Source organism: Aureimonas psammosilenae (genome assembly GCF_009176975.1).
Taxonomy (GTDB): domain Bacteria; phylum Pseudomonadota; class Alphaproteobacteria; order Rhizobiales; family Rhizobiaceae; genus Plantimonas; species Plantimonas psammosilenae.
Map to the genome: position 1 here is coordinate 312,154 of NZ_WEZG01000004.1, position 23,320 is coordinate 335,473.

Below are 23,320 nucleotides of genomic sequence, written 5' to 3' on the forward strand. Positions count from 1 at the left end.
GGGCATCCAAGGGAGGAGCGGCATGGCCGAGGACGGGCAGGCGCGAGCGATCGCGATCGTGGTGATGGGAACCTCGGGGGTCGGCAAGACCACGGCGGCGGAAGGCATCGCAAAGGCGCTTGGCTGGCCGGTGGCCGAGGCCGACGAGTTCCACCCGCAGGCCAATATCGATAAGATGACCTCCGGCACCCCCTTGAACGACGAGGATCGCTGGCCGTGGCTGCGCGCCATCCGCGACTGGATCGGCGGGGAAGCGGCAAAGGGCGTCAGCACGGTGGTGACCTGCTCGGCGCTGAAGCGGCGCTACCGCGATCTTCTGCGGGAAGCCGACGCCGATGTGCGCTTCGTGTTCCTGTCTGCCGACCCCGCGTTGATCGGCCAGCGGATCGGCGGGCGCTCCGGCCATTTCATGCCGCCGGCCCTCCTTGCCTCGCAGCTTGCTGACCTTGAACCCCTGGAAGCCGACGAGCCGGGCGTGAAGGTGAGCGTGGAGGCCTCGCCCGAAGAGGTGGTGCGTCTCGCCGTCGAGGGTTTGGGGCTGGACCCCGCCCGCGAAAGGCTAACGAAGCCTTAAGCGGATGGCGCGGATGCGCATGGCTCCCATGCGTCATGCTGCATTGCGGTATAGATCGGGCGAGCCTAGTTTTCTCCTTGAGAAAGGAGACCAAGCCCATGGATTTCAACCGCATCCGCAAGGCATTCCGGCCCGTGCGCTTCGACCCGGCAGAGCGTTACCTGAACGAGGCGACATCGCTTCTCGATCTGGAACAGCGCGAACGCGAAATCGCCAAAGGCCGCTTCTCGAGCCGTGGCTCGATCCGCTGATCACGGTCGAACGATCATCATTCCCCAGCGCGGCCGGTCTCCTTTGAACGGGAGGTCGGCCGTTTTCTTGCGCCGATCTTGCGTCGGCCGACGCCCTCCGCTATAGGATGCCCACGCCCGCCGCAGCCCTTTCGCGGCGATGCGTGCTTTCCCCGCCTTTCTGCCTCGTTTGCTTCGACGCAACCGGCATATCCCGCCCTTTTCCTTCTCGCGTGTTCCCGCCGCAGGCTGTTTCAGCCGCCGAACGCCCGAGGACCATTTCCGAGACCATCCATGGCCGAAATGAAGCTTCAGGACCTGAAGAACAAGAAAGCGCCCGAGCTCATCGCCTTTGCCGAGGAGAACGGTGTCGAGAACGCCTCCGTCCTGCGCAAGCAGGAACTGCTTTTCGCCATTTTGAAGAATCTTGCCGCCGGCGGCACCGACATCATCGGCGAGGGCGTCGTGGAAATCCTGCAGGACGGCTTCGGCTTCCTGCGCTCGCCCGACGCGAACTACCTGCCCGGTCCCGACGACATCTACATCTCGCCCTCCCAGCTTCGCCGCTTCCAGTTGAAGACCGGCGACACGGTGGAAGGCCAGATCCGCTCCCCGAAGGACGGCGAGCGCTATTTCGCGCTTCTCAAGGTCAACACGATCAATTTCGACGACCCCGAGCGGATCAAGCACAAGAGCCATTTCGACAATCTGACGCCGCTTTATCCGAACGAGCGGATCAAGATGGAGATCGACAATCCGGGCTCGAAGGACCTGTCGTCGCGCGTCATCGATCTCGTGGCCCCGCTCGGCAAGGGCCAGCGTGGTCTGATCGTCGCCCCGCCGCGCACGGGTAAGACGGTTCTTCTCCAGAACATCGCCCACGCGATCACCGCCAACCATCCCGAATGCTACCTCATCGTGCTGCTCATCGACGAGCGGCCCGAGGAAGTCACCGACATGCAGCGCTCGGTGAAGGGCGAGGTCGTGTCCTCCACCTTCGACGAACCGGCGGTGCGCCACGTGCAGGTCGCCGAAATGGTGATCGAGAAGGCCAAGCGCCTCGTTGAGCACGGCCGCGATGTGGTGATCCTGCTCGACTCCATCACCCGCCTCGGGCGCGCCTACAACACGGTGGTTCCGTCCTCCGGCAAGGTGCTGACGGGCGGCGTCGACGCCAACGCCCTCCAGCGCCCGAAGCGCTTCTTCGGTGCGGCGCGCAACATCGAGGAAGGCGGCTCGCTCACCATCATCGCGACCGCCCTGATCGACACGGGCAGCCGCATGGACGAAGTCATCTTCGAAGAGTTCAAGGGCACCGGCAACTCGGAAATCGTGCTCGACCGCAAGGTCGCCGACAAGCGCATCTATCCGGCGATGGACATCCTGAAGTCCGGCACGCGCAAGGAAGACCTCCTCGTGCAGCGCTCGGACCTCCAGAAGATCTTCGTGCTGCGCCGCATCCTGTCGCCGATGGGCACCACGGACGCGATCGAGTTCCTGATCGACAAGCTGAAGCAAACGAAGACCAACGCCGACTTCTTCGATTCCATGAACACCTGACGATGCGGGGCCGGACGCGAAAGCGGACCGGCCCTAGAGCATCGTCCTCGAAACCAAACGCTCCTGCCGGGTCCATTCGGTCCAATCTCGTCGGCCTCGGTCTGCGGCCGTAGCCCGCTACGACCTTGCCCGCGCCCTCGATCTTGAACCGAATGCCCTCCGGCAGGATGCGTCCGGTTTCAAGGACGATGCTCTATTTCTATCGAAGCAGATTTTCCAGTTCCGCCGCCGTGAAAACGGGCGGGCGGCAGGCGAAATCCCGGCAGAGATAGGCGGCGGGCAAGCGCTCCGGCCGCATGGACGCCGCCGGGTGATCGGCGGGGAGGGCGCTCGGACCCGTGGCCACGAGATCGAGACGGTCGATGTCGAGCGCGCGGATCGCCGCCTGTCTCATCGCCGCGAAATCCGGGTCGCCGGGATCGCCGAACAGAACGAGCTGGCCGGCGCGACTTGCCCGGTCCGCCGCCGCCAGAATGCCCGGCGACAGGCCCGGCTGGCCTTCCAGCCGCCCGAAGGCAAGCGACAGGGCGCGCTCCAGCCGCTCCCCGATCGCGGGATCGCCCGTCGCTTCAGTCAGCAGCGCCAAGCCTTCCAGAACCAGCGACGTACCGCCGGGTATGGCATCGTCCGCATCGCCGCGCGGGCGCAGGATCACGTCGCCGGCGTCCGACGCCGTCAGGTAATGGCCGCCCTCGCCATCGCCATGCCAGCGGTCGAGTTCGTCCGCAAGGCGGCGCGCTTCGGTGAGATAGGTGCCGTCGAGCGTCGCTGCGAAGAGCGCCACGGCGGCACCGATCAGCGCGCCATGGTCGAACGACAGGGCATAACCTTCCGCCACGCGCCCGTCGCGCGCCGCATGGCGAAGACGCCCATTCACGGTGAGCGTGGACAGAACGTCGGCGAAGGCGCTTTTTGCGAGTTCCAGCGCTTCGCGATCCTCGAAGACCTGCGCAGCCTCAGTGAGCGCGCGGATCATGAGGCCGTTCCAGTCGGCGAGCACCTTGTCGTCGCGCGCCGGGCGAAGGCGGTTGTCGCGAAGGCGTCGCAGGGTTTCGCGCTCGGCGGCGAAATGGTCCGCGTCGGGTTCTGCCGCGCCGAGGCGGTGCAGGATGGTGCGGCCTTCGAAATTGCCTCCCGGCGTCACGCCATAGGCCTCCGCGAAGTCGCCCGCGCGTGGCCCAAGGGCCTCGGTGATCTCGTTCTCGCGCCAAACATAGAAGGCGCCCTCGTGGGAATGGCCCGTCTCGTCCAGGCTGTCCGCATCGAGCGAAGCGGCGAAGGCGCCGACCCCGACGCGCATCTCGCGCGCCAGCCAGGAGACGGTTTCCTTCGCGCGGCGGCGAAACAGTTCTTCGCCCGTCGCCCGCCAGCCCCAGGCGAGATGGCGCAGGAACTGCGCGTTGTCGTAGAGCATCTTCTCGAAATGTGGCACCAGCCAATGCTCGTCGGTCGAATAGCGCGCGAGACCACCGCCCAGATGATCGTAGATGCCGCCTTGGCAGAGGGCGCGCAGCGTCGTCAGGAAACCTTCGCGCAGCGGCGTCGGGCCATGGGGAAAAGCTCCGCGCGCCACGATCTCCATGAACGGAGCATTCGGAAATTTCGGCGCGCCGCGCGTGCCGCCGCGCTCCGTGTCGAGCATCCCCGCGATGCGGTTTGCCGCGTCCGCGATATCCACCCGCACCTCGGCGCTCCCCGCGCTGGCAGACAGAAAGCCGGCAAGGCGGGCCGTGGTCTCGGCTGCGCTCCGGTCGATCTCCCCGCGCCGCTTGTTCCAGGCTTCCGCCACCGCTTCCATCAACTGGCGAAAGCTCGGGCGGCCGTGCATGGGGCGCGGTGGATAATAGGTGCCGCCGAAGAAGGGCTCGCCCTTTGGCGTCAGGAACATGGTCATCGGCCAGCCGCCATGTTCGCCCATGGCTTGGAGCGCCGTCATGTAGATGCCGTCGAGATCGGGCCGCTCCTCGCGATCCACCTTGATCGGCACGAAAAGGCGGTTCATCACCGCCGCCGTTCCCGCATCCTCGAAGCTTTCATGCGCCATGACATGGCACCAATGACAGGCGGCATAGCCGACCGACAGAAGCACCGGACGATCGAGCCGCGCGGCCTCTGCCAGCGCCTCGGCCGACCATTCGCGCCAATGAACGGGATTGTGCTCGTGCTGGCGCAAGTAAGGGCTGACGGCATTGCCCAGAAGGTTGGCGGCGGGTTCCAGCATGGACTGTCCTTCGCGCGAAGCGTTGTTCCCCTTGTGCGCGATGGGCTAGGAGGAACCTCATCTCAACCGGAAGGGAAAGCTTTTGGTTTCAGCCGCGAACAACACGATCGCCGCGCTTTCCTCAGGCGCCTTACCGGCGGGCATCGCGGTCCTGCGCGTCAGCGGGCCGGCGACGAGGCTGGCGCTCGAAGCTCTGGCGGGCGGCGTTCCCGAACCTCGACGCGCGAGCCTTCGCACCATTCGGAATGGCAAAGGCGAGGAGATCGACCGGGGGCTCGTTCTGTTCTTTGCCGGTCCCCATTCCGTTTCGGGCGAGGACCTCGCCGAATTTCACCTTCATGGCGGTCGGGCGGTGGTCGCCGCCGCGCTTGAGGCTCTGACGGCACTGCCGGGCATCCGGCTGGCGGAAGCCGGCGAGTTCACCCGCCGCGCTTTTCTGAACGGGCGGATCGATCTCACCGAAGCCGAAGGCCTCGCCGATCTTTTGGCGGCGGAAACGGAAAGCCAGCGGCGGCAGGCCTTGGCGCAAGCCGGCGGTGCGCTTCGCGCGCTCTATGAGGGCTGGGCGAACCGTCTCCTTCGCGCCCGCGCGCTTCTGGAAGCGAGCTTCGACTTTTCCGACGAGGGCGATGTTTCGGAGAACGTCGCCGGCCCCGTCGCGGACCTCGTCGGCAAGCTCATCGCAGAGATGGCAGCGCATCTCGACGGGGCACGGGGCGGCGAGATCTTGCGGCACGGCTTTCGCGTCGCCATCGTCGGCGCGCCGAACGCCGGCAAGTCGACGCTGTTGAACGCGCTGGCCGATCGGGACGCCGCCATCGTCACCGATATCCCCGGCACGACGCGCGACGTGATCGAGGTGGTGCTGGACCTTCGCGGCGTGCCGGTGCGCTTGTTCGACACGGCGGGACTGCGCGACACGGAAGACACTGTCGAGCGGATCGGCATTTCGCGGGCGCGCGAAGCGATGAACTCGGCCGATCTCGTTCTGGCGCTCGAAGCGCCCGATGCGCCGCTGCCGACGGAACTCATCGAGGCGGAAGATGCCCGGCCCATCTTGCGCCTTCGCACCAAGAGCGACGCCTCGCCCGCCTCCCCCGATGCCTTCGCTTTATCGGCCCGAACGGGGCAGGGGATGGAGGAACTGGTGAACCGCATCGCCGCGCTGGCGAGCGACGCCGCCCCGGACCCCGGCCGCCTCGTCCCTGCCCGCACCCGCCATCGTGAGGCGGTCGCCGCCGCGCTGGCGATCCTCACCGAGTTTCAAGCCGGCGACAGGCCCGCCGAGATCGGCAGCGAGTTCCTGCGCCTTGCCGGCGACGAACTCGGCCGCCTGACGGGGCGAACCGGCGTCGAGGATTTGCTGGGCGTCGTGTTTTCCGAGTTTTGCATCGGGAAATGACACACGTGAAACACTGTTAGGTTTCCAGCACGACTCCTTCGTAGCATTCCGAAAGAGCCAACGAGACGCCGATCCCGTCCAGATCGAGAACGGCGTCCAATCCCTTCAAGACCTCGTTGCGCCATCCACCATCGGTTCCTTTCTGCCAATGGATCGCTTCCGCCCGGTTCGGCTCCATGAAGACGAGATGGCGAAGGCTTGTCACACCCTGATACTCGTCGAGTTTCGTCAGAAGGTCGATGGTTCTGGTCGATGGAGAAAACACTTCGAAGACGACGACCGGTTTTGCGGCTTTTCGATCATTCGGATCGCGGGGTCCGCAGTCCACCCCGACATCCGGGCGTCTGATCCGGTCGGGCAGAGTTTGGATGCTGCCATCCGCGGTAAACGGGCGGCAACCGCTGCCGCGCAGTTTGGTGCCCAGCGAGATGATGATATTGACCACGACATCGTCGTGTCCGTTCAATGCTCCCGTCATCATCCGATGCGGTTGCGGAAAGCCGTCAACGAGTTCGTAGCGTTCTTCCTGGGTTTCCTGCCAAGCGAAGAATTCCTCGACGGTCCATTGGGGTCTGCTCGTCAGAGCGCTCATCGGCCAATCTCCATACGCCTTCAGGATAGATCAAATCGTTCGCGCGTGCAGCACCATCGCTTTCCATTGACACGCCCTTCGCTTCGCGGCTTATCCCCTTCATGGACAAGTTCGATGCATCCTTCGACGTCGTCGTGATCGGCGGCGGGCATGCCGGTTGCGAGGCGGCGAGCGCGGCGGCCAGAACCGGCGCTGCGACCGCGCTTCTGACGCACCGCTTCGCCACCGTCGGCGAGATGAGCTGCAACCCAGCGATCGGCGGGATCGGCAAGGGTCATCTCGTGCGCGAGGTGGATGCGCTCGGCGGTTTGATGGGGCGCGTGGCCGACAAGGCCGGCATCCAGTTCCGCCTCCTCAACCGGCGCAAGGGTCCCGCCGTTCGCGGACCCCGGACGCAGGCCGACCGCAAGCTCTACCGCACCGCCATGCAGGCGGCGATCGCCGGTCACGCCAACCTGACTGTGGTGGAGGGCGACGCCTTCGATCTCATCCGCGACGGGGAAGGCGCCATTGCCGGCGTTTCGTTGAAGGACGGGCGGCGCGTCGCCGCGCACACGGTGGTGGTCACCACCGGCACCTTCCTGTCCGGCCTCATCCATATCGGCGACCGCCGCATTCCGGCGGGGCGGATGGGCGAGGACCCCTCGCTCGGCCTGTCCGGCACCTTCCGCCGCCTGGGGCTCACCCTTGGGCGTTTGAAGACAGGCACCCCCGCCCGGCTCGACGGCCGCACGATCGACTGGGCCGGTCTCGACAAGCAAAGCCCCGACGACGAGCCCACTCCCTTCTCGTTCCTGACGACGCGCATCGACACGCCCCAGATCGACTGCGGCATCACGCGCACCACGTCCGAGACGCACCGCATCATTCAGGACAACTTGTCCCGTTCGGCGCTTTATTCCGGCCAGATCGAGGGCGTCGGGCCGCGTTATTGCCCATCGATCGAGGACAAGATCGTCAAGTTCGGCGAGCGCGACGGCCACCAGATCTTCCTCGAACCCGAGGGCCTCGACGACGACACGGTTTACCCGAACGGCCTGTCCACCTCGCTGCCCGAAGACGTGCAGAACGCGTTTCTTCGCTCCATTCCGGGGCTCGAAAAGGTGTCGGTCCTGAAACCCGGCTATGCGATCGAATACGACCATGTCGATCCGCGCGAGCTCCACGCGACGTTGGAAACGAGACGGCAGAAGGGCCTTTTTCTCGCCGGCCAGATCAACGGCACGACGGGCTACGAGGAAGCCGCCGCGCAAGGCCTTTGGGCGGGGCTCAACGCCGCGCGCCGGGCCGGCGGGCTGGAGCCCGAAACGCTGTCGCGCGGCGAGGCCTATATCGGCGTGATGCTGGACGACCTGACGCGGCGGGGCGTGTCCGAGCCCTATCGCATGTTCACGAGCCGCGCCGAGTTCCGCCTCAGCCTTCGCGCTGACAATGCCGACCGCCGCCTGACGCCGCTGGGGATCAGTCTCGGCCTCGTGGACGGCGAACGCCATGCCGTGTTCAGTGCCAGCGAAGCGGCTTTGAATGACGCGCGCCGACAGCTCGAAGGTTTGAGCCTGTCGCCGTCGCGGGCCTCCAGCTATGGGCTTCAACTCAACCAGGACGGCCGCCCCCGCTCCGCCTGGACGCTTCTGTCGCAGCCCGATATCGACCTCGCGCGCCTTACGGCCATCTGGCCGGAACTCGGCGCCATCCCGCCCAAGGTCGCGGAGCGGGTGGAGATCGAGGCGTCCTACGACGTTTATCTTGACCGCCAGCGGTCCGATCAGGCGCGGTTGAAGCGCGACGAGGCGGTGGCGATCCGGGTGGATCTCGACTTCGCCGGTTTGGCGGGCCTGTCCAACGAGTTGAAGCAGAAGCTCGCGCTTCACCGCCCGAAGACTCTTGCCGAGGCCGAACGCATCGACGGCATGACGCCGGCGGCGCTCGCCCTCGTGCTGCTCGCGCTTCGCCGCGCCACACGCGATGCGGCCTGACATGAGCATGGTGGAAGAGCGGCGGGCGGTTCTGGCACGCGCCGATGTTTCACGTGAAACGGCGGACCGGCTCGACCGCTATGTCGCGCTGCTGGAACAATGGCAGGCCAAGACCAACCTCGTCGCCGAGGCGACCTTGCCGCATGTCTGGTCGCGCCACATCGCCGACTCGCTCCAGTTCCAGCCCTTGTTTCCCGAAGCCCGGCGCTGGGTCGATATCGGCTCGGGGGGAGGCTTTCCGGGCCTCGTTTCGGCGATCCTGCTCGCGGGTCGGGACGGCGCGGATGTTTCCTTGATCGAGAGCAACGCCAAGAAATGCGCCTTTCTGCGGACCGTGGCGCGGGAACTCCGCCTGCCGGTCACCGTGCATATGAAGCGGATCGAGGACTGCGCCGACGTCATGGCTCAGGCGGAGGCGGTCAGCGCCCGCGCGCTGGCTTCGCTCGACCTTCTTTGCGGCATGGTCTCAAGGAGGATTTCGCCACAGGTCCCCTGCTTTTTCGCCAAGGGCCGGAACCATGGTGAAGAAATCGTTGACGCCTCGGCGCATTGGCGGTTCACAGTGACCTCCCATGCCTCGCAGGTCGAGGACGGTGCCGCGGTGCTCGAACTTCGCGATATCGCTCCCCGATCCTAGCGACACATGATCCAGTTGAAGCCTCGGCTCGCCTTTCGGGCCCGATGGCTTTCGGCAGGCGCCGGAAGGAACAGGAAATGGGCGTGGCAGCGCCAAGACGAATGCGGGTCATCACCATCGCCAACCAGAAGGGCGGGGTCGGCAAGACCACGACGGCGATCAATCTGGCCACCGCCCTGTCGGCGGTCGGACGATCGACGCTGCTCATCGATCTCGACCCGCAGGGCAATGCCTCGACGGGCCTCGGCATCGACAAGCAGGATCGCGAAACCTCGTCCTACGACGTGCTTCGCGAGAACGCCTCCATTGCGGAAGCCGCCATGCCGACGGCGGTGCCGAACCTGTCGGTGATCCCCTCGACGCTCGATCTTCTCGGGCTCGAAATGGAGATCGCCGGCGCGACGGGCCGCGCTTATCGCCTGCGCGATGCGCTGCATTTCCACGCCGTGGACGGGGCGCTCTTCGACTTCGTTCTCGTGGACTGCCCGCCTTCCTTGAACCTTCTGACGATCAATGCCATGGCGGCGGCCGATTCCATTCTGGTGCCCCTCCAATGCGAGTTCTTCGCGCTGGAAGGCCTCAGCCAGTTGCTGCAGACGGTGGAGCAGGTGCGCGATACGTTGAACCCCGCGCTCGATCTCCACGGCATCGTTCTGACGATGTTCGACGGGCGCAACAATCTCGCCGCGCAGGTCGTCAACGACGTGCGCCAGGTGATGGGCGATCAGGTCTACGAGACCGTGATCCCGCGCAATGTGCGCGTGTCCGAAGCACCGTCCTTCGGCAAGCCCGCCATTCTCTACGACATGAAATGTTCCGGCAGTCAGGCCTATATCCGCCTCGCTTCCGAGATCATCCAGCGCGAGCGCCGGCTGGAGGTGGCATGACGACCATTTCCGCCCCCGTTCCCCGCCGCCAGGAAAGCCCGACATGAACGAAGACAGATCGCGCCAGCGCCTCGGCCGCGGCCTCGCCTCGCTGATCGGCGGGGGCGACCGTCCCGTTCTGCCGCGTCCGGGCTTTGCGGCCAGCAACCCGCTTCAGGGCGTGCCCTCGCCCGTCGCCGCCATACCGGGCGAGCGCAGCGTGCCCCATGGGTCGCTGTCGCCGAACCCGCGCAATCCGCGCCGCGTCTTCAATGAGACCGACCTGTCGGAACTCTCCGCTTCCATTCGTGCCCATGGCATCGTGCAGCCGATCTTGGTGCGCCCGGTGGGTGCGGAAGGCCGCTTCGAGATCGTCGCCGGCGAGCGGCGCTGGCGCGCGGCCAAGCTCGCCGCGCTCGCCGAGGTGCCGATCGTAGTGCGCGAGATCGGCGACCGCGAAGCGCTCGAAATCGCCATCATCGAGAACGTCCAGCGCTCCGACCTCAACGCCATCGAGGAAGCGGAAGCCTACCGGATGCTGATCGAGGAGCACGACTACACGCAAGCCGATCTTGCCGACGCGCTCGGCAAAAGCCGCAGCCATGTCGCCAACACGCTGCGTCTCCTGAAGCTTCCCGAGGGCGTGAAGCACATGGTGACGGTCGGCGAGTTGTCGCCGGGCCATGCGAGAGCCGCCGTCACTGCCGCCGATCCGGAGGATTTCGCCCGGCGCGTGGCGGAAAAGGGCCTCACCGTGCGCGAAGCCGAAGCCATGGCGCGCCAGGATGCGGAAGGGTCGGGCGAGGGCGCCAAGCCTCGCGCGGGCCGCAAGCGTGGTGGCGAGGCGGGGGAGACTTCTGCGCCGGCGACGCAAGCGTCGAACCGCGATGCGGATACCGTAGCGCTTGAAACGCTTCTCACCGACACGCTGGGCATGCCGGTTTCCATCGACCTGCCGGGCGAGGGCGGACGCCTTCGCATCGACTACGGCACCCTGGAAAAGCTCGACGAGCTTTGCCGCCTTCTGCAAAGCCTCGGGGGACGTTCGACGGGTCCCCGGATCAGGGAGCTTTGAAAACGCCAGCCTTCGAGGATCATCTCCCCGTGGAGATGCACAATCCGCCGCTGCGCGCCGGCAACTCGCCCGTACCGGCGGGTATGCTGGCGACCGTCGTCACCTGCCTCGAAACGCGGGATCGTGAGGCGCGGCCAGAGGGCGAGTTGCCGCCCGGTCTTAGGCTCCAGCCTTTGAAAGGCGGCGATCTCTCCCTTTATCGCGCGCTCTACGACGCGGTAGGCGCGGATTGGCTTTGGGTGTCGCGCCTCTTCATGGGCGACGACGCCTTGCGCGCCCATCTCGACCATCCCGCCACGCAAGCGCAGATGCTGGTGGACGGCCAAACGCCGATCGGCCTCGTGGAACTCGACTTCGCCAGCCCAAGCGACTGCGAGGTGGTGTATTTCGGCCTCGTTGCGTCCGCCACCGGGCGGCGTTTGGGTCCCGCCCTCATGGCGAAGGTGTTGGATCTCGCCTGGGCCCGGCCGGTGGAGCGGGTCTGGCTCCATACCTGCCATCTCGATCATCCGGCGGCGCTGTCCTTTTATCGCCGTATGGGCTTCTCGCCCTTCGCCACTTACGTCGAGGTTCTGCCGGACCCGCGCTTGAAAAGCCTTCTGCCGCGCGAGGCCGCGCCTCATGTGCCGTTGATCGAAGGCTGATCGGCTTGGGGCGCTTTCAACGAGCGCCGAGCATCCCCAGCACCATCCCGACGATCGCCGAGCCGAGGACGATGATCCAGGGCGGGCATTTGAAGGCCGTCAGGAGGACGAAGCCGGCAAGGGCGAGGGCGAAGTCTCTCGGAAGATGGATCGCGCTCGTCCAAACGGGATCGTAGAGGGCCGCGCCCAGAATGCCGACCACGGCCGCGTTCGCGCCGCGCATCGCGGCCTGCACTGTGGGTCTGGCACGCAAGCTCCCCCAGAAGGGCAGGGCCGCCGTCACGAGAAGAAGGCCGGGCAGGAAGATCGCCGCAAGCGCGATCATGCCGCCGAGGAGGCCGTTCGGGGCCGTTGGCATTGCCGCGCCGAGATAGGCGGCGAAGGTGAAAAGGGGGCCTGGAACGGCTTGGGCGAGGCCGTATCCGGCGAGAAACGTCGCGGGATCGATCCAGCCGGGCTCCACCACGGAGGCCTGAAGGAGCGGCAGCACGACATGCCCGCCGCCGAAGACCAACGCGCCGGAGCGATAGAAAGCCTCGAACAGCGCCGCGCCTGAAGCGGCGAGAAGCGGCAAAGCGAACAGGAGCGCGAAGAACAAGAGGAGGGCCGCGAGGCCGACCGTTCGCGTCACCGGAACGGGGAGATGAGCGTTTGCCGATAGCGCCGTGCCCCGGCAAAGCCAAAGGCCCGCCAGGGCTCCCAGCGCGATGCTCGCCACTTGGCCGAAGGGGCCGGGAAGGAACACGGCGATCAGAACCGCGATGAACGCGATTCCGGCACGGGGCCTGTCGGGGGTGAGGGTCCGCGCCATGCCCCACACCGCCTGCGCCACCACCGCGACGGCCACGAGTTTCAGCCCATGAAGAAGCCCCGCGCCGACCGGCCCCTCCAGAACCGCAGCGCTTGAGGCAAAGGCGACCAGAAGAAGAGCGGAAGGAAGCGTAAAGGCGCACCAGGCCGCAAGAGCGCCGAGCGGCCCGCCCCGAATGAGACCGAGCGCGAAGCCGACCTGGCTGGACGCGGGGCCCGGCAGGAACTGGCAGAGAGCGACGAGATCGCCATAGGTCGCCTCGTCCACCCAGCGGCGGCGGATCACCAGCTCGTCGCGGAAATAACCGAGATGAGCGATCGGACCGCCGAAGGAGGTGAAGCCGAGCTTCAAAAAGGCGCGGAACACGTCGCCAGCTCCCGAGGTGGAGCGGGCCGGCAGGCTTTGGTCTGGGGACGGCGTGGTCAGGACGATCGCTCGCGACGAGAAGGCATCCGGCGGATCATATCGCAGTTTCGTGACAGGACGCCGGGGCCGCGAAACTGCCCTTCGGAGGCGGGCACTCCAACCCGCCCGCCTTCAGCGCTTGCCGCCACGCAGCCGAGCGCGCGCTGCTTCCACGGCCAGATCGGTCAGGAGCTTGGCGGTGACGGCTTGTGCCAGCGCGCCTTCCTTGCGCCCCGTGAGGATCGCGGCTTCGATGCGGATCAGCGCTTCCGGCAGGCTGGCCAGCGTCCAGGCGCCGAGCGCGGCCTCCATCGCGGCTTTGCGGCGAAAGTTCGGGCGGCGCGCTTCTACCGCGCGCGTCACGCTTTCGCCGTGGCGCTCGACGCGCTCGCGCATCAGGAGAAGCGCGTGGAAATGGCGCAGCACCGCGCCTTGAAGGGCGAAGGGCTGGGTGCCGGACGACAGGAGGCGTTCCACGAGTTCGGGCAGGCGCTTCACCTCGCCCGATGCCGCCGCATCCACCGCTTCGTCCAGCGTTTCGGCCGACACGTCGCCGACAACGGCCTCGACATCGGCGACGCTCACCTCCTCCTGCCCCATGCAGTAGAGCACGAGCTTCCTGACCTCGCCACGCGAGGCGAGGCGGTTGGCCCCGAGGCGCTCTTTCAGGACCTCGCGCGCGTCGCGGCCAATCCTCAAGGAAGCGTCCTTCATTTCCGCGTCGATCATCGCGTCAAGCGCGCGGCCCTCGTCCGGGTAGCAGGGAAGGGCGATGGCAGCGCGGGCCTTCTCGACCGCCGCCCTGAGGGAAGAGGAGGGCTTCAGGTCGCCGGCTTCCAGAACCACCGTCACGTCCGGCGGCGGCTGGTTGCCGAGTTCCGCCACCGCCGCCGATAAGGCGCGATAGCTGCCGCCGCCCGCGCCGCGCACCCGCACGAGGCGGCGGCCGCCGAACATCGACACGGTGCGCGCTTCGTCATGAAGGCGGCCCGCATCCTTTTCCACTTCGTCGGCCGACAGGCTGACGGTGGCGAAGGGGTCGGACAGGTCGGCGCCGGACAGGCTCGCGACGCGCGCCGCGCGCTCCGACACGAGGCCGGCATCCGGCCCGTAAAGGAGCACGATCGGAAAGCTCGTGTCGGGCCGCGACAGAAAGGCCTCGACCTCGCCCGCCTTGCGCTGCGCCACGGGTGCTTAAGACTTGCCGGCGGGCGCGGAAGCCAGAAGGTTCGGCAGGTCCTTGCGGATCGCCGACAGGGCCACGAGGCGGATCTGGTCGGCGACGTCCTTGCCGGCCCGCTCCTGCGCGTCGCGGAAGGCGCGCGTGGCGGCGAAAAGCTGGCGGTTGCGGTCGAAGGGCGCGTTGGCGAAGCGCGAGCCTGTCGTGATCACCTTGCCGTCCGTGGTGCGCGTCACCGAGTAGTTGGCGACGAGACGGTAGATGCTGGCCGCCGGAATGCCGGTGCCCTGCTGGATCGACACGACCGATTCCGTGCCCGCCGCCGTCACGACGATGCGGTAAAGCGGCGCGGACGGCGTGTCGCCGCCGTTGAAGCCGAAGAGAAGCGTGTTGCGGACGATCTGCGTGGTGCGGTCGGACACCGGCGCGACGTCGATCCGGCCCTTCAGGTCGGCGATGGCGGGCGCGGGCGCGCCGCCGAGGCTGAGGCCTTCGCCCTGCCCGTAGAGCGGCCTGACGTTGCAGGCGGAAACCAGCGGCAAGGCGAGAGCCAAAAGGCCGAGCGCGAGGGGGCGCAGACGCGGCCGGCGGTCAGAGAACGACATTCACGATCCTTCCCGGAACCACCACGATACGCTTGGGTGTCTGGCCGTCCAGGGCCGCCACCACGACATCGAGCGCCATCACGGCCGCCTCGATCTCAGGTTTGCCGGCCTTGGCCGACACCGTCAAGTCGCCGCGCTTCTTGCCGTTGATCTGGACGGGAAGCGTGATCTCGTCGTCCACCAGAAGCTGCGGGTCGGCTTCCGGCCAGCGCGCCTCGGCAACGAGTCCCGTTTCTCCGAGCTGCCCCCAAGCGCTTTCCGCCAGATGCGGCATCATCGGCGCAAGGAGGCGTACGAGGAAGGACAGAGCCTCGCGCGACGCCGCGGCCATTGCCGGCGACGCGGGGAAGGCGGCATCCGAGAAGGCCGAGGACAAGGCGTTGACGAATTCGTAGAGCCGCGCGACGGCCTTGTTGAAGGCGAGGCGCTCGATATCGTCGGACACGCCGGCGACCGTCTTGTGGGCGAGGCGGCGAATGGCGTTGGCCGCAGCATCGTCGCTCGCCGCAGTCGCGCCGGCATCCTTGAGCTTCGGCGCGGCTTCCGCCACGAGGCGCCAGACACGCTGCACGAAGCGGTGCGCGCCTTCCGCCCCTGCTTCCGTCCAGATCACGTCGCGTTCGGGCGGCGAGTCGGACAGAACGAACCAGCGCGCCGTGTCGGCTCCGTAGGAGGCGATGATGTCGTCCGGGTCCACGACGTTCTTCTTGGACTTCGACATCTTCTCGATCGGACCGATCTCGACCGCCGAGTTGTCGGACAGACGCACGGCATGGCGGCCCGCGCCTTCGCCGAGGATCTTCACCTCGGAAGGCTCGATCCACTTGCCGTCCTGCCGGTAGGTCTCGTGAACCACCATGCCTTGCGTGAAGAGGCCCTTGAAGGGCTCGTCGAGGCTCAAGTGTCCGGTGTCGCGCATCGCGCGCACGAAGAAGCGCGAATAAAGGAGGTGCAGGATCGCGTGCTCGATGCCGCCGATATACTGGTCCACCGGTAGCCAGGCATCGGCGACAGCCGGCACGGTCGGCGTGGGCGCGTGCGGGCTCGTGAAGCGCGCGAAGTACCAGGACGAGTCCACGAACGTGTCCATCGTGTCGGTTTCGCGCCGGGCCGCACCGCCGCATCGGGGGCAGGTCGCATGTCTCCAGGTGGGATGGCGGTCGAGCGGATTGCCGGGCTTGTCGAAGTCGATGTCGTCCGGAAGCCGGACGGGCAGGTTTTCGCGCGCTTCCGGCACGATGCCGCAAGTCTCGCAATGGAGCACCGGGATCGGGCAGCCCCAATAGCGCTGGCGCGACAGGCCCCAATCGCGCAGCCGGAAATTCACCTTCCGCTCGGCTTGCGGGCTTCCGCCGAGATCGGTGTTTTCCAGGCGCTTGGCCACTTCCGCGAAGGCGGCTTGCGGCGACAAGCCGTCGAGAAAACGCGAATTGATCATCGAGCCGTCGCCATCATAGGCGACATCGTCCACCGTGAAGTCGGACGGGCTCGTGTCGAGCGGCAAAACTACTGGCAGAACCGGCAGGTCGTAGGCCCGCGCGAAGTCGAGGTCGCGCTGGTCGTGCGCCGGGCAGCCGAAGATCGCGCCCGTGCCGTATTCCATCAACACGAAGTTCGCGACGTAAACCGGCAGCGTCCAGGACGGGTCGAGCGGATGGACGGCGCGGATGCCGGTGTCGAAGCCCCGCTTTTCGGCGGTCTCGATCTCAGCCGCCGAGGTGCCGCCATGGCGCAGCTCGGCGATGAAGTTCGCCAGCTCCGGGTTGTTCCCGGCCGCAGCCTTGGCCAGCGGATGGTCGGCCGCGAGCGCCAGGAAGGAGGCGCCGAACAGCGTGTCGGGGCGCGTGGTGAAGACGGTAAGCGTATCGGATGGCTCGGCCATAGCGATCTTGGCCTTGGCGAACGTTTCGTTCTTCTCCAGCGCCCAGCGCAGGGAAAGGCCTTCGGAGCGGCCGATCCAGTTGCGCTGCATCAGCCGCACCTTTTCCGGCCAGCCGGGCAGGCGGTCGTCCAAGGCCTGCAGCAGGTCTTCGGCGTAAGTCGTGATGCGGAAGAACCATTGCGTCAGGTCGCGCTGTTCCACGAGCGCGCCCGAGCGCCAGCCGCGCCCGTCGATCACCTGCTCGTTGGCGAGGACCGTCATGTCCACCGGGTCCCAGTTGACCTTGGCGCTGCGGCGATAAGCGAGGCCCTTGTCCAGCATGTCGAGGAAAAGGTGCTGCTGCTGCGCGTAGTATTCCGGGTCGCAGGTGGCGAACTCCCTCGACCAGTCGAGCGACAGGCCCATGGACTTCAACTGCTTCTTCATGGAAGCGATGTTGGCATAGGTCCATTCGCGCGGATGGACCTTGTTCTGCATGGCCGCGTTCTCGGCCGGCATGCCGAAGGCGTCCCAGCCCATGGGATGGAGGACGGCAAAGCCCTTGGCGCGCTTGTAGCGGGCGACGACATCGCCGAGCGTATAGTTGCGCACATGCCCCATATGGATGCGTCCCGACGGATAGGGGAACATTTCCAGGACGTAGTAGGTTTCGCCCGACCCATCGCTCGCCGTTTCGAAAAGCTTCTTCTCGTCCCAGGCCTTTTGCCAGCGAGGCTCGCTTTCGCGTGGATTGTAGCGTTCGACGTTCGACATGCGGGGCGCTTCGATCAGAAGATTTGTCACTAATGACTAATCTGCCGTTCAACACACCAAAGCTCGCCAAGGCAAGGGCAAGCATCGTGTGACAGGACACGGGCAGCGATTTCGAGGGCGAAAGCAGGGTGCATCGGGCCAGCGATGCCACCGGGGAGGACGGGCCACCCCGGCCAAGGCGAAGGCCTCGCCTTTGAAACGGAGATGATGAGGATGTGGCTTCTACCACTCAGCATCATGCTCGAGGTGAAGAAGACCCGGAGACACTGGCGAGTGACGCTCCGGGTCCAATTCATGCTCTAGCAAAAGGGCGGCGGCGAAAGCCGCCGTCCACTCCGCCAAGATAAGCCGATCCCTCGTGATTTCAAAGCGGCGAGTTGTGCGGGACGCCGTCGCCGCGATATGAGCCGTCCCGTTTCGAGAACGAAAGCAGGGCGCATCGGGCCAGCGATGCCACCGGGGCGGATGGGCCACCCCGGCCTTGGCGAAGGCCTCGCTCTCGAAATGGAGATGATGAGGATGTGGCTTCTACCACTCAGCATCACGCTTGAGATGAAGAAGACCCGGAGCGGCTGGCAAGTCGTGCTCCGGGTCAGACTCGTCTTCTAGCGAAACGGGTGTCGGCCGATGCGATCGGTCGGCATCCACTCCGCCAAGATAAGCCGAACCCACGCCATTTCAAAGCGGTTGTTGTGCGGAAAGCCGTCGCCGCGATATGAGCCGTCCCGTTTCGAGAACGAAAGCAGGGCGCATCGGGCCAGCGATGCCACCGGGGAGGACGGGCCACCCCGGCCTCGGCGAAGGCCTCGCTCTCGAAATGGAGATGATGAGGATGTGGTTTTTGCCACTGACCATCACGCTTGAGATGAAGAAAACCCGGAGCGGCTGGCAGGCCTCGCTCCGGGTCACATTCATCTTCTAGCGAAACGGGCGGCGGTGAAAACCGCCGTCCACTCCACCAAGATAGATCATTCGTGACCTGTTTCCAAGGACGCCCATGAGCGCCGTCGATCGCCTCGCCTATGTCCGCCATTCCATCGCCCGCGCCGAGCGCGAGTACGGGCGTCCTGCCGGCTCGGTGCAGCTTGTCGCCGTGTCGAAGACCTACGACGCTCCGGCGATCCTGCCTGTCCTCGAAGAAGGCCAGCGCGTTTTCGGCGAGAACAAGGTGCAGGAAGCGAAGGGGAAATGGCCTGCCTTGCGGACACGCTTTGCCGATGTCGAGCTGCACCTGATCGGCCCGCTCCAGTCCAACAAGACGGCGGAAGCCGTGGCGCTTTTCGATGTGATCGAAACGGTGGACCGCGAGAAGATCGCGCGCGAGATCGCCAAGGAGATCGCCCGCCAAAGCCTTGCTCCCCGCCTGTATGTTCAGGTCAACACAGGCGAGGAAGAACAGAAGGCCGGCATTTCCCCGCGCGAGGCGGTGGCTTTCGTGGCGCGCTGCCGCGCCGAGTTCGGCCTCGCGGTCGAGGGCCTGATGTGCATTCCCCCGGCCGAGGACGCGCCCGGACCCCATTTCGCGCTTCTGGAAAAGCTCGCCCGCGAGGCCGGCGTTGCGAAGCTCTCCATGGGCATGAGCGGCGATTACGAGACGGCGGTGGGCTTCGGCGCGACCTCCGTGCGCGTCGGCTCGGCGATCTTCGGCGCGCGGAACTACGCTTGAACGGTCAGGAGCCGCGCGCCCGCCGCTTGCGCCGGAAATCCACGGCGAGCCAGATGGCGCCGCCAAGAAGCGCCACCGCCACGGCGATGTCGGCGACGTGCATCACCGTCTTCAGGGTCGCGCTGTCGTGCCAGTTCTCGTCGAGGCGCATGCCGACATAGGCAAGCGCCGCGCACCAGATCAGCGACCCGGCGAAGGTGTAGAGGTGGAACACCCAAAGGTTCATCCGCGCGATGCCGGCCGGCAGCGCGATGAAGGTGCGAACGATCGGCAGCAAGCGGCCGATGAACATCGCCCAAGCGCCGTAGCGGGCGAAGAACCGGTCGGCGAGTTGCAGTTCCCGCTCCCCGAAGACCGAATGGCGGCTCCAGCGCTCGGCGAGCGGCCGCCCGCCCTTCGCGCCGATCGTATAAGCGACTTGGCTGCCGAGATTGCAGCCGAGCGCGCCGGCAAGCGCCACCGGCCATAGCTCGAAGCGGCCCGTCGAAACGAGATAGCCCGCAAAGGGCATGATCAGCTCGGACGGAATGGGAATGCAGGCCGACTCCAGCGCCATCAGGAAGCCGACGCCGAACAGGCCGCCGAAGGAGATGGCCGCAAGCACGGCGGAAAGAACGGGGGCGAGAAGTGTTTCCATGAAGCGACTTTATCGGCAGGGAGGGCGCTCGTCTGTCGTCGCGCGGGCACGTTCCTCGCAAAACTCCTGCGCGGCAGTGGTGGGACGGATGCGTCGCCGCCTTAGATTCCTCGTTTCAGCGCCGGCATCGGGTTCGGCGGGGAACCGGCATCCGACATGACTTCCGACTCCACATCCTTTTCGCTGGGCGGGCTCTTCAAGGGCGACGCCGCGTCCGTCGACGATCCGCGGCGCAAGCGGCTGGCCGGCGACACGGTGGTCGTCACCGCCATCGTTCTGGCGATGGTGCTGGCCGCGCTCACCCTCTATGCCGCCGCTTCCGCCTTTCTTCTGATCTTCGCCAGCCTCCTCGTCGCGGCGATCTTCTGCGGGATCGGCCGGCTCCTCCAGCGCATCGGCCTGCCGCGCGGGGTGGCGATGATGCTGGTCTATCTTCTGTTTCTGGCCGCCCTCGCCGCGCCGCTCGCCTGGGGCGGCGTGGCGCTGGCCCAAGACTTCAACACGCTTCTGGCCGCCGTGAAGGATCAGGCGCAGACGCTGGCGGGAAAGCTTTCCGATTTCGGCCTGCCGGTCGGCGATATCGGCCAGGACATGCAGAACGCGTCCGGCATTTTCTCATCGGCGCAGAAGGCGGTGTTCGGCGCGCTCGGCGGCGTCGGCAACCTTTTCGTCGTCCTGTTTCTGGCGATCTTCATCTCCTGGCAGCCGGGTCTCTACCGCGACGGCCTCGTGTCGCTTCTGCCCAAGGCCAAGCGTGCCCGCGTTTCCGACGTTTTGAAGAAGAGCGCGCATTCCCTGATCATGTGGGTGGCGGGCGACGCCATCTCGATGGCGCTGATCTTCACCATCTCCTGGATCGGGCTTTGGGCCATCGGCATGCAGAACGCCTTTCTCCTGGCGCTCCAGGCGGGTCTCCTGGCCTTCGTGCCGACCGTCGGCCCGTTCGTCGCCGGCGTCGTGATCGTGCTGGCGGGCCTCGGACAGGGCACCGAAATGGCGCTCTGGGCGCTCGGCGTCTATGTCCTGATCCAGGGCGTTGAATCCAACGTCGCCCAGCCGGTCGCCCAGCGCTTCACCTCGGCCCTGCCGCCGGCCCTGACGCTCGGCGTCCAGGTCGTGTTCGGCCTTCTTTTCGGCCTTCTCGGCTTCGTCCTGGCGGTGCCCATGGTGGCGGTGATTGTGACGCTGGTGCGCGAACTCTACGTCGAGGACGTCCTCGGCGGCCCGGAGGAGAGCGGTGATGATTGAGACGGGTTCACCCGTGCGATCTGGACCGCCGTTCCGAGCGGTTCTAAGGAAGAAAGGACGAGCCGGCTCGGGAGGCCGGTTCGGACCATGAGGAGGATCGGGCCATGGCGCAAACCATCGCCGTCAAGGACGAGTGGGCGCAGGGCGCTTCGCTGACCGACGCGCGCTATCGCGAGCTTTATGCCGAGAGTGTCAGTGATCCCGAAGGCTTCTGGCGGAACCAAGCGAAGCGCGTGGACTGGATCGAGCCCTTCGCAACGGTCAAGAACACCTCCTTCGAGCCCGGCAACATCTCGATCAAATGGTTCGAGGACGGCGTCCTCAACGCCAGCGCCAATTGCCTCGACCGCCATGTCGCGAGCGGCAAAGGCGATGTGACCGCGATCGTCTTCGAGCCGGACGACCCCGCCGAGCCGGCCCGCCGCATCTCGTACGCAGAGGCCCTCGAAGAGGTCTGCCGCATGGCGAACGTCCTGAAGGATCAGGGCGTGAAGAAGGGCGACCGTGTCACGATCTACCTGCCGATGATCCCGGAAGCGGCCTTCGCGATGCTCGCCTGCGCGCGGATCGGCGCAGTGCATTCGGTGGTCTTCGGCGGCTTCTCGCCGGATTCCATCTGCGGCCGCATCGTGGACGCGGCCTCCACCTTCGTGATCACCGCCGACGAGGGCGTGCGCGGCGGCAAGAAGGTGCCGCTGAAAGCCAATGTCGACAAGGCCATCGCCGGCGCCGCCAAGGCGGGGCAGCAGGTCGATAAGGTCCTTCTCGTGAAGCGCACCGGCGCCGATGTGCCCGTCGAGGCCGGGCGCGACGTCTGGTGGCACGAAGCGCGAGGCACCGTCGCGGCCACGTGCGAGCCCGAGCCGATGGGTGCGGAAGACCCTCTCTTCATCCTCTACACGTCGGGCTCCACCGGCAAGCCGAAGGGCGTCCTCCACACCACCGGCGGTTATCTCGTCTACGCTTCCCTGACGCACCAACACGTCTTCGACTACCGCCCCGGCGAGACCTATTGGTGCACGGCCGATGTCGGCTGGGTCACGGGCCACAGCTACATCGTCTACGGGCCGCTCGCCAACGGCGCGACCACGCTGATGTTCGAGGGCGTGCCGAGCTATCCCGATGCCGGGCGCTTCTGGCAGGTGATCGACAAGCACGAGGTGAGCATCTTCTACACCGCGCCGACCGCCATCCGCGCCCTGATGGGGATGGGCGACGATTTCGTGAAGCGCTCCTCGCGCAAATCCCTGCGCGTTCTCGGCACGGTCGGCGAGCCGATCAACCCGGAAGCCTGGCTCTGGTATTATCGCGTGGTCGGCGACGAGCGTTGCCCGATCTCCGACACGTGGTGGCAGACCGAGACCGGCGGCATCCTGATCACGCCGCTTCCCGGCGCGACCGCGCTCAAACCCGGCTCCGCGACGCGACCCTTCTTCGGCGTGAAGCCCGAACTCGTGGACGGGGAGGGCAAGGTGCTGGAAGGCGTCGCGGAAGGCAATCTCTGCATCGCCGACTCCTGGCCCGGCCAGATGCGCACCGTCTACGGCGATCACGAGCGCTTCGAGCAGACCTATTTCTCGACCTACAAGGGGAAATACTTCACCGGCGACGGGGCGCGGCGCGACGAGGACGGCTATTGGTGGATCACCGGCCGTGTCGACGATGTCTTGAACGTTTCCGGCCATCGCATGGGCACGGCGGAGGTGGAGTCGGCTCTCGTGTCCCACAAGGCCGTGTCGGAAGCTGCCGTGGTCGGCTATCCGCACGACGTGAAGGGGCAGGGCATCTATTGCTACGTGACGCTGATGGGCGGCACGCAAGGCTCGGAGGATCTGCGCCGCGAACTCGTGGCCCATGTGCGCTCGGAAATCGGGCCCTTCGCCGCGCCCGACAAGATCCAGTTCGCGCCTGGCCTGCCGAAGACGCGTTCGGGCAAGATCATGCGGCGCATCCTCAGGAAAATCGCCGAAGACGAGCCGAGCGCGCTCGGCGACACCTCGACCCTCGCCGACCCGACCGTGGTGGACGATCTCGTGTCCAACCGCCAGAACCGGCGCAAGGAAGCGGCTGCATAAACGATGAAATGCGACAAAGCGGCAGGGCTGGCGATTTTTTCGACAATGCCCTTGTCCTGCCGCTTTTCTCATCCCATACTCTTCTCGTGTTCAACGTAATGGAAGGAGGTGATCCAATGTCGAGTGATTTCCTGGTGCCGGTTGGATCTTTGTATCTCGGTGCGTCGATGGAGCAGTCTCCTTCCTACGCGTAATAGATATGTCGATCCGGGAACGGTTCGTCTGATCCCGGCACTTCAGACAATCACGGGGCCGCTTCTCCAATGGGGAAGCGGCCTTTT

19 protein-coding genes are annotated in these 23,320 nt (G+C 66.2%); 12 read left to right on the forward strand and 7 right to left on the reverse strand.

From position 1 onward, the window contains the following. The first annotated feature begins 22 nt into the window (after positions 1-22). The 3 genes from F9929_RS10245 (at position 23) to rho (ending at position 2,364) form a co-directional block, all read left to right on the forward strand. Entirely contained in the window at positions 23-574 is a 552-nt protein-coding gene (locus F9929_RS10245) for a gluconokinase (RefSeq protein WP_235919166.1), read from the forward strand. Between the two features lie 98 nt (positions 575-672). After that, a complete protein-coding gene (locus F9929_RS23970) occupies positions 673-825 on the forward strand; it encodes a hypothetical protein (protein ID WP_193227691.1) in 153 nt (50 codons plus the stop codon). 273 nt (positions 826-1,098) lie between these two features. Next, positions 1,099-2,364, forward strand: coding sequence for a transcription termination factor Rho (rho, locus tag F9929_RS10250; protein WP_152046458.1), 1,266 nt, complete (start codon positions 1,099-1,101; stop codon positions 2,362-2,364). Positions 2,365-2,563: 199 nt separating this feature from the next. Here rho and F9929_RS10255 read toward each other — a convergent pair whose 3' ends face one another. Beyond that, positions 2,564-4,585, reverse strand: coding sequence for a thioredoxin domain-containing protein (locus tag F9929_RS10255; protein ID WP_152046459.1), 2,022 nt, complete (start codon positions 4,583-4,585; stop codon positions 2,564-2,566). Between the two features lie 82 nt (positions 4,586-4,667). On the opposite strand from F9929_RS10255, the gene mnmE reads away from it, so the two are divergent. Next, on the forward strand, positions 4,668-5,987 hold the full coding sequence (mnmE, locus tag F9929_RS10260; protein ID WP_152046460.1) for a tRNA uridine-5-carboxymethylaminomethyl(34) synthesis GTPase MnmE: 1,320 nt from the start codon (positions 4,668-4,670) through the stop codon (positions 5,985-5,987). Between the two features lie 16 nt (positions 5,988-6,003). Here mnmE and F9929_RS10265 read toward each other — a convergent pair whose 3' ends face one another. Further along, positions 6,004-6,579, reverse strand: coding sequence for a Uma2 family endonuclease (locus F9929_RS10265; protein WP_152046461.1), 576 nt, complete (start codon positions 6,577-6,579; stop codon positions 6,004-6,006). 101 nt (positions 6,580-6,680) lie between these two features. Between F9929_RS10265 and mnmG the strand changes: the two genes are divergently transcribed. From mnmG to F9929_RS10290, 5 genes are all read left to right on the forward strand, one after another. Continuing rightward, the gene (gene mnmG / locus F9929_RS10270) at positions 6,681-8,555 is read left to right on the forward strand and encodes a tRNA uridine-5-carboxymethylaminomethyl(34) synthesis enzyme MnmG (RefSeq protein ID WP_152046462.1); all 1,875 of its coding nucleotides are present in this window, start codon (positions 6,681-6,683) and stop codon (positions 8,553-8,555) included. A 1-nt stretch (position 8,556) separates the two neighbouring features. Further along, complete coding sequence (gene rsmG / locus F9929_RS10275; protein ID WP_193227692.1) at positions 8,557-9,192, forward strand: 16S rRNA (guanine(527)-N(7))-methyltransferase RsmG; 636 nt, start codon at positions 8,557-8,559, stop codon at positions 9,190-9,192. Between the two features lie 101 nt (positions 9,193-9,293). Beyond that, positions 9,294-10,079, forward strand: coding sequence for a ParA family protein (locus tag F9929_RS10280; RefSeq protein ID WP_152046545.1), 786 nt, complete (start codon positions 9,294-9,296; stop codon positions 10,077-10,079). Between the two features lie 43 nt (positions 10,080-10,122). Then, positions 10,123-11,133, forward strand: coding sequence for a ParB/RepB/Spo0J family partition protein (locus F9929_RS10285; protein ID WP_152046464.1), 1,011 nt, complete (start codon positions 10,123-10,125; stop codon positions 11,131-11,133). Next, complete coding sequence (locus F9929_RS10290) at positions 11,130-11,777, forward strand: GNAT family N-acetyltransferase (RefSeq protein ID WP_235919167.1); 648 nt, start codon at positions 11,130-11,132, stop codon at positions 11,775-11,777. The genes F9929_RS10285 and F9929_RS10290 overlap by 4 nt, the downstream gene beginning before the upstream one ends. Positions 11,778-11,793: 16 nt before the next feature. Here the strand turns inward: F9929_RS10290 and chrA are convergent, their stop codons facing one another. The 4 genes from chrA to leuS all read right to left on the reverse strand — a co-directional run bounded on the left by chrA (position 11,794) and on the right by leuS (position 17,413). After that, the gene (gene chrA, locus F9929_RS10295; protein ID WP_210251329.1) at positions 11,794-13,014 is read right to left on the reverse strand and encodes a chromate efflux transporter; all 1,221 of its coding nucleotides are present in this window, start codon (positions 13,012-13,014) and stop codon (positions 11,794-11,796) included. A 111-nt stretch (positions 13,015-13,125) separates the two neighbouring features. Further along, entirely contained in the window at positions 13,126-14,181 is a 1,056-nt protein-coding gene (gene holA, locus F9929_RS10300; RefSeq protein WP_152046466.1) for a DNA polymerase III subunit delta, read from the reverse strand. A gap of 6 nt (positions 14,182-14,187) precedes the next feature. Continuing rightward, positions 14,188-14,778 (reverse strand): hypothetical protein, encoded by a 591-nt coding sequence (locus F9929_RS10305; RefSeq protein WP_152046467.1) that lies wholly within the window; start codon positions 14,776-14,778, stop codon positions 14,188-14,190. Continuing rightward, positions 14,765-17,413, reverse strand: a complete 2,649-nt coding sequence (gene leuS / locus F9929_RS10310; RefSeq protein ID WP_152046468.1) for a leucine--tRNA ligase — start codon at positions 17,411-17,413, stop codon at positions 14,765-14,767. The genes F9929_RS10305 and leuS overlap by 14 nt, the downstream gene beginning before the upstream one ends. Positions 17,414-18,410: 997 nt before the next feature. Here leuS and F9929_RS10315 point away from each other — a divergent pair. Further along, entirely contained in the window at positions 18,411-19,079 is a 669-nt protein-coding gene (locus F9929_RS10315) for a YggS family pyridoxal phosphate-dependent enzyme (protein WP_152046469.1), read from the forward strand. Between the two features lie 4 nt (positions 19,080-19,083). On the opposite strand, the gene F9929_RS10320 is transcribed toward F9929_RS10315, so the two are convergent. Next, a complete protein-coding gene (locus F9929_RS10320; protein ID WP_152046470.1) occupies positions 19,084-19,716 on the reverse strand; it encodes a DedA family protein in 633 nt (210 codons plus the stop codon). Between the two features lie 156 nt (positions 19,717-19,872). On the opposite strand from F9929_RS10320, the gene F9929_RS10325 reads away from it, so the two are divergent. Together F9929_RS10325 and acs are read left to right on the forward strand one after the other, a co-directional pair. Continuing rightward, positions 19,873-20,964: an AI-2E family transporter gene (locus F9929_RS10325; RefSeq protein WP_152046471.1), complete on the forward strand. Its 1,092-nt coding sequence runs from the start codon at positions 19,873-19,875 to the stop codon at positions 20,962-20,964. Positions 20,965-21,068: 104 nt separating this feature from the next. Then, positions 21,069-23,039, forward strand: a complete 1,971-nt coding sequence (gene acs / locus F9929_RS10330; protein WP_152046472.1) for an acetate--CoA ligase — start codon at positions 21,069-21,071, stop codon at positions 23,037-23,039. Positions 23,040-23,320: the final 281 nt, after the last annotated feature.

What these genes read in the sequence shown, in the direction of transcription:
- F9929_RS10265 (WP_152046461.1), bottom strand. Translation starts at nt 6,579, where the DNA reads ATGAGCGCTCTGACGAGCAGACCCCAATGGACCGTCGAGGAATTCTTC.
- rho (WP_152046458.1), top strand. Translation starts at nt 1,099, where the DNA reads ATGGCCGAAATGAAGCTTCAGGACCTGAAGAACAAGAAAGCGCCCGAG.
- F9929_RS10285 (WP_152046464.1), top strand. Translation starts at nt 10,123, where the DNA reads ATGAACGAAGACAGATCGCGCCAGCGCCTCGGCCGCGGCCTCGCCTCG.
- F9929_RS23970 (WP_193227691.1), top strand. Translation starts at nt 673, where the DNA reads ATGGATTTCAACCGCATCCGCAAGGCATTCCGGCCCGTGCGCTTCGAC.
- mnmG (WP_152046462.1), top strand. Translation starts at nt 6,681, where the DNA reads ATGGACAAGTTCGATGCATCCTTCGACGTCGTCGTGATCGGCGGCGGG.
- leuS (WP_152046468.1), bottom strand. Translation starts at nt 17,413, where the DNA reads ATGTCGAACGTCGAACGCTACAATCCACGCGAAAGCGAGCCTCGCTGG.
- F9929_RS10255 (WP_152046459.1), bottom strand. Translation starts at nt 4,585, where the DNA reads ATGCTGGAACCCGCCGCCAACCTTCTGGGCAATGCCGTCAGCCCTTAC.
- acs (WP_152046472.1), top strand. Translation starts at nt 21,069, where the DNA reads ATGGCGCAAACCATCGCCGTCAAGGACGAGTGGGCGCAGGGCGCTTCG.
- F9929_RS10245 (WP_235919166.1), top strand. Translation starts at nt 23, where the DNA reads ATGGCCGAGGACGGGCAGGCGCGAGCGATCGCGATCGTGGTGATGGGA.
- F9929_RS10305 (WP_152046467.1), bottom strand. Translation starts at nt 14,778, where the DNA reads ATGTCGTTCTCTGACCGCCGGCCGCGTCTGCGCCCCCTCGCGCTCGGC.
- F9929_RS10320 (WP_152046470.1), bottom strand. Translation starts at nt 19,716, where the DNA reads ATGGAAACACTTCTCGCCCCCGTTCTTTCCGCCGTGCTTGCGGCCATC.
- F9929_RS10315 (WP_152046469.1), top strand. Translation starts at nt 18,411, where the DNA reads ATGAGCGCCGTCGATCGCCTCGCCTATGTCCGCCATTCCATCGCCCGC.
- F9929_RS10325 (WP_152046471.1), top strand. Translation starts at nt 19,873, where the DNA reads ATGACTTCCGACTCCACATCCTTTTCGCTGGGCGGGCTCTTCAAGGGC.
- F9929_RS10280 (WP_152046545.1), top strand. Translation starts at nt 9,294, where the DNA reads ATGCGGGTCATCACCATCGCCAACCAGAAGGGCGGGGTCGGCAAGACC.
- rsmG (WP_193227692.1), top strand. Translation starts at nt 8,557, where the DNA reads ATGAGCATGGTGGAAGAGCGGCGGGCGGTTCTGGCACGCGCCGATGTT.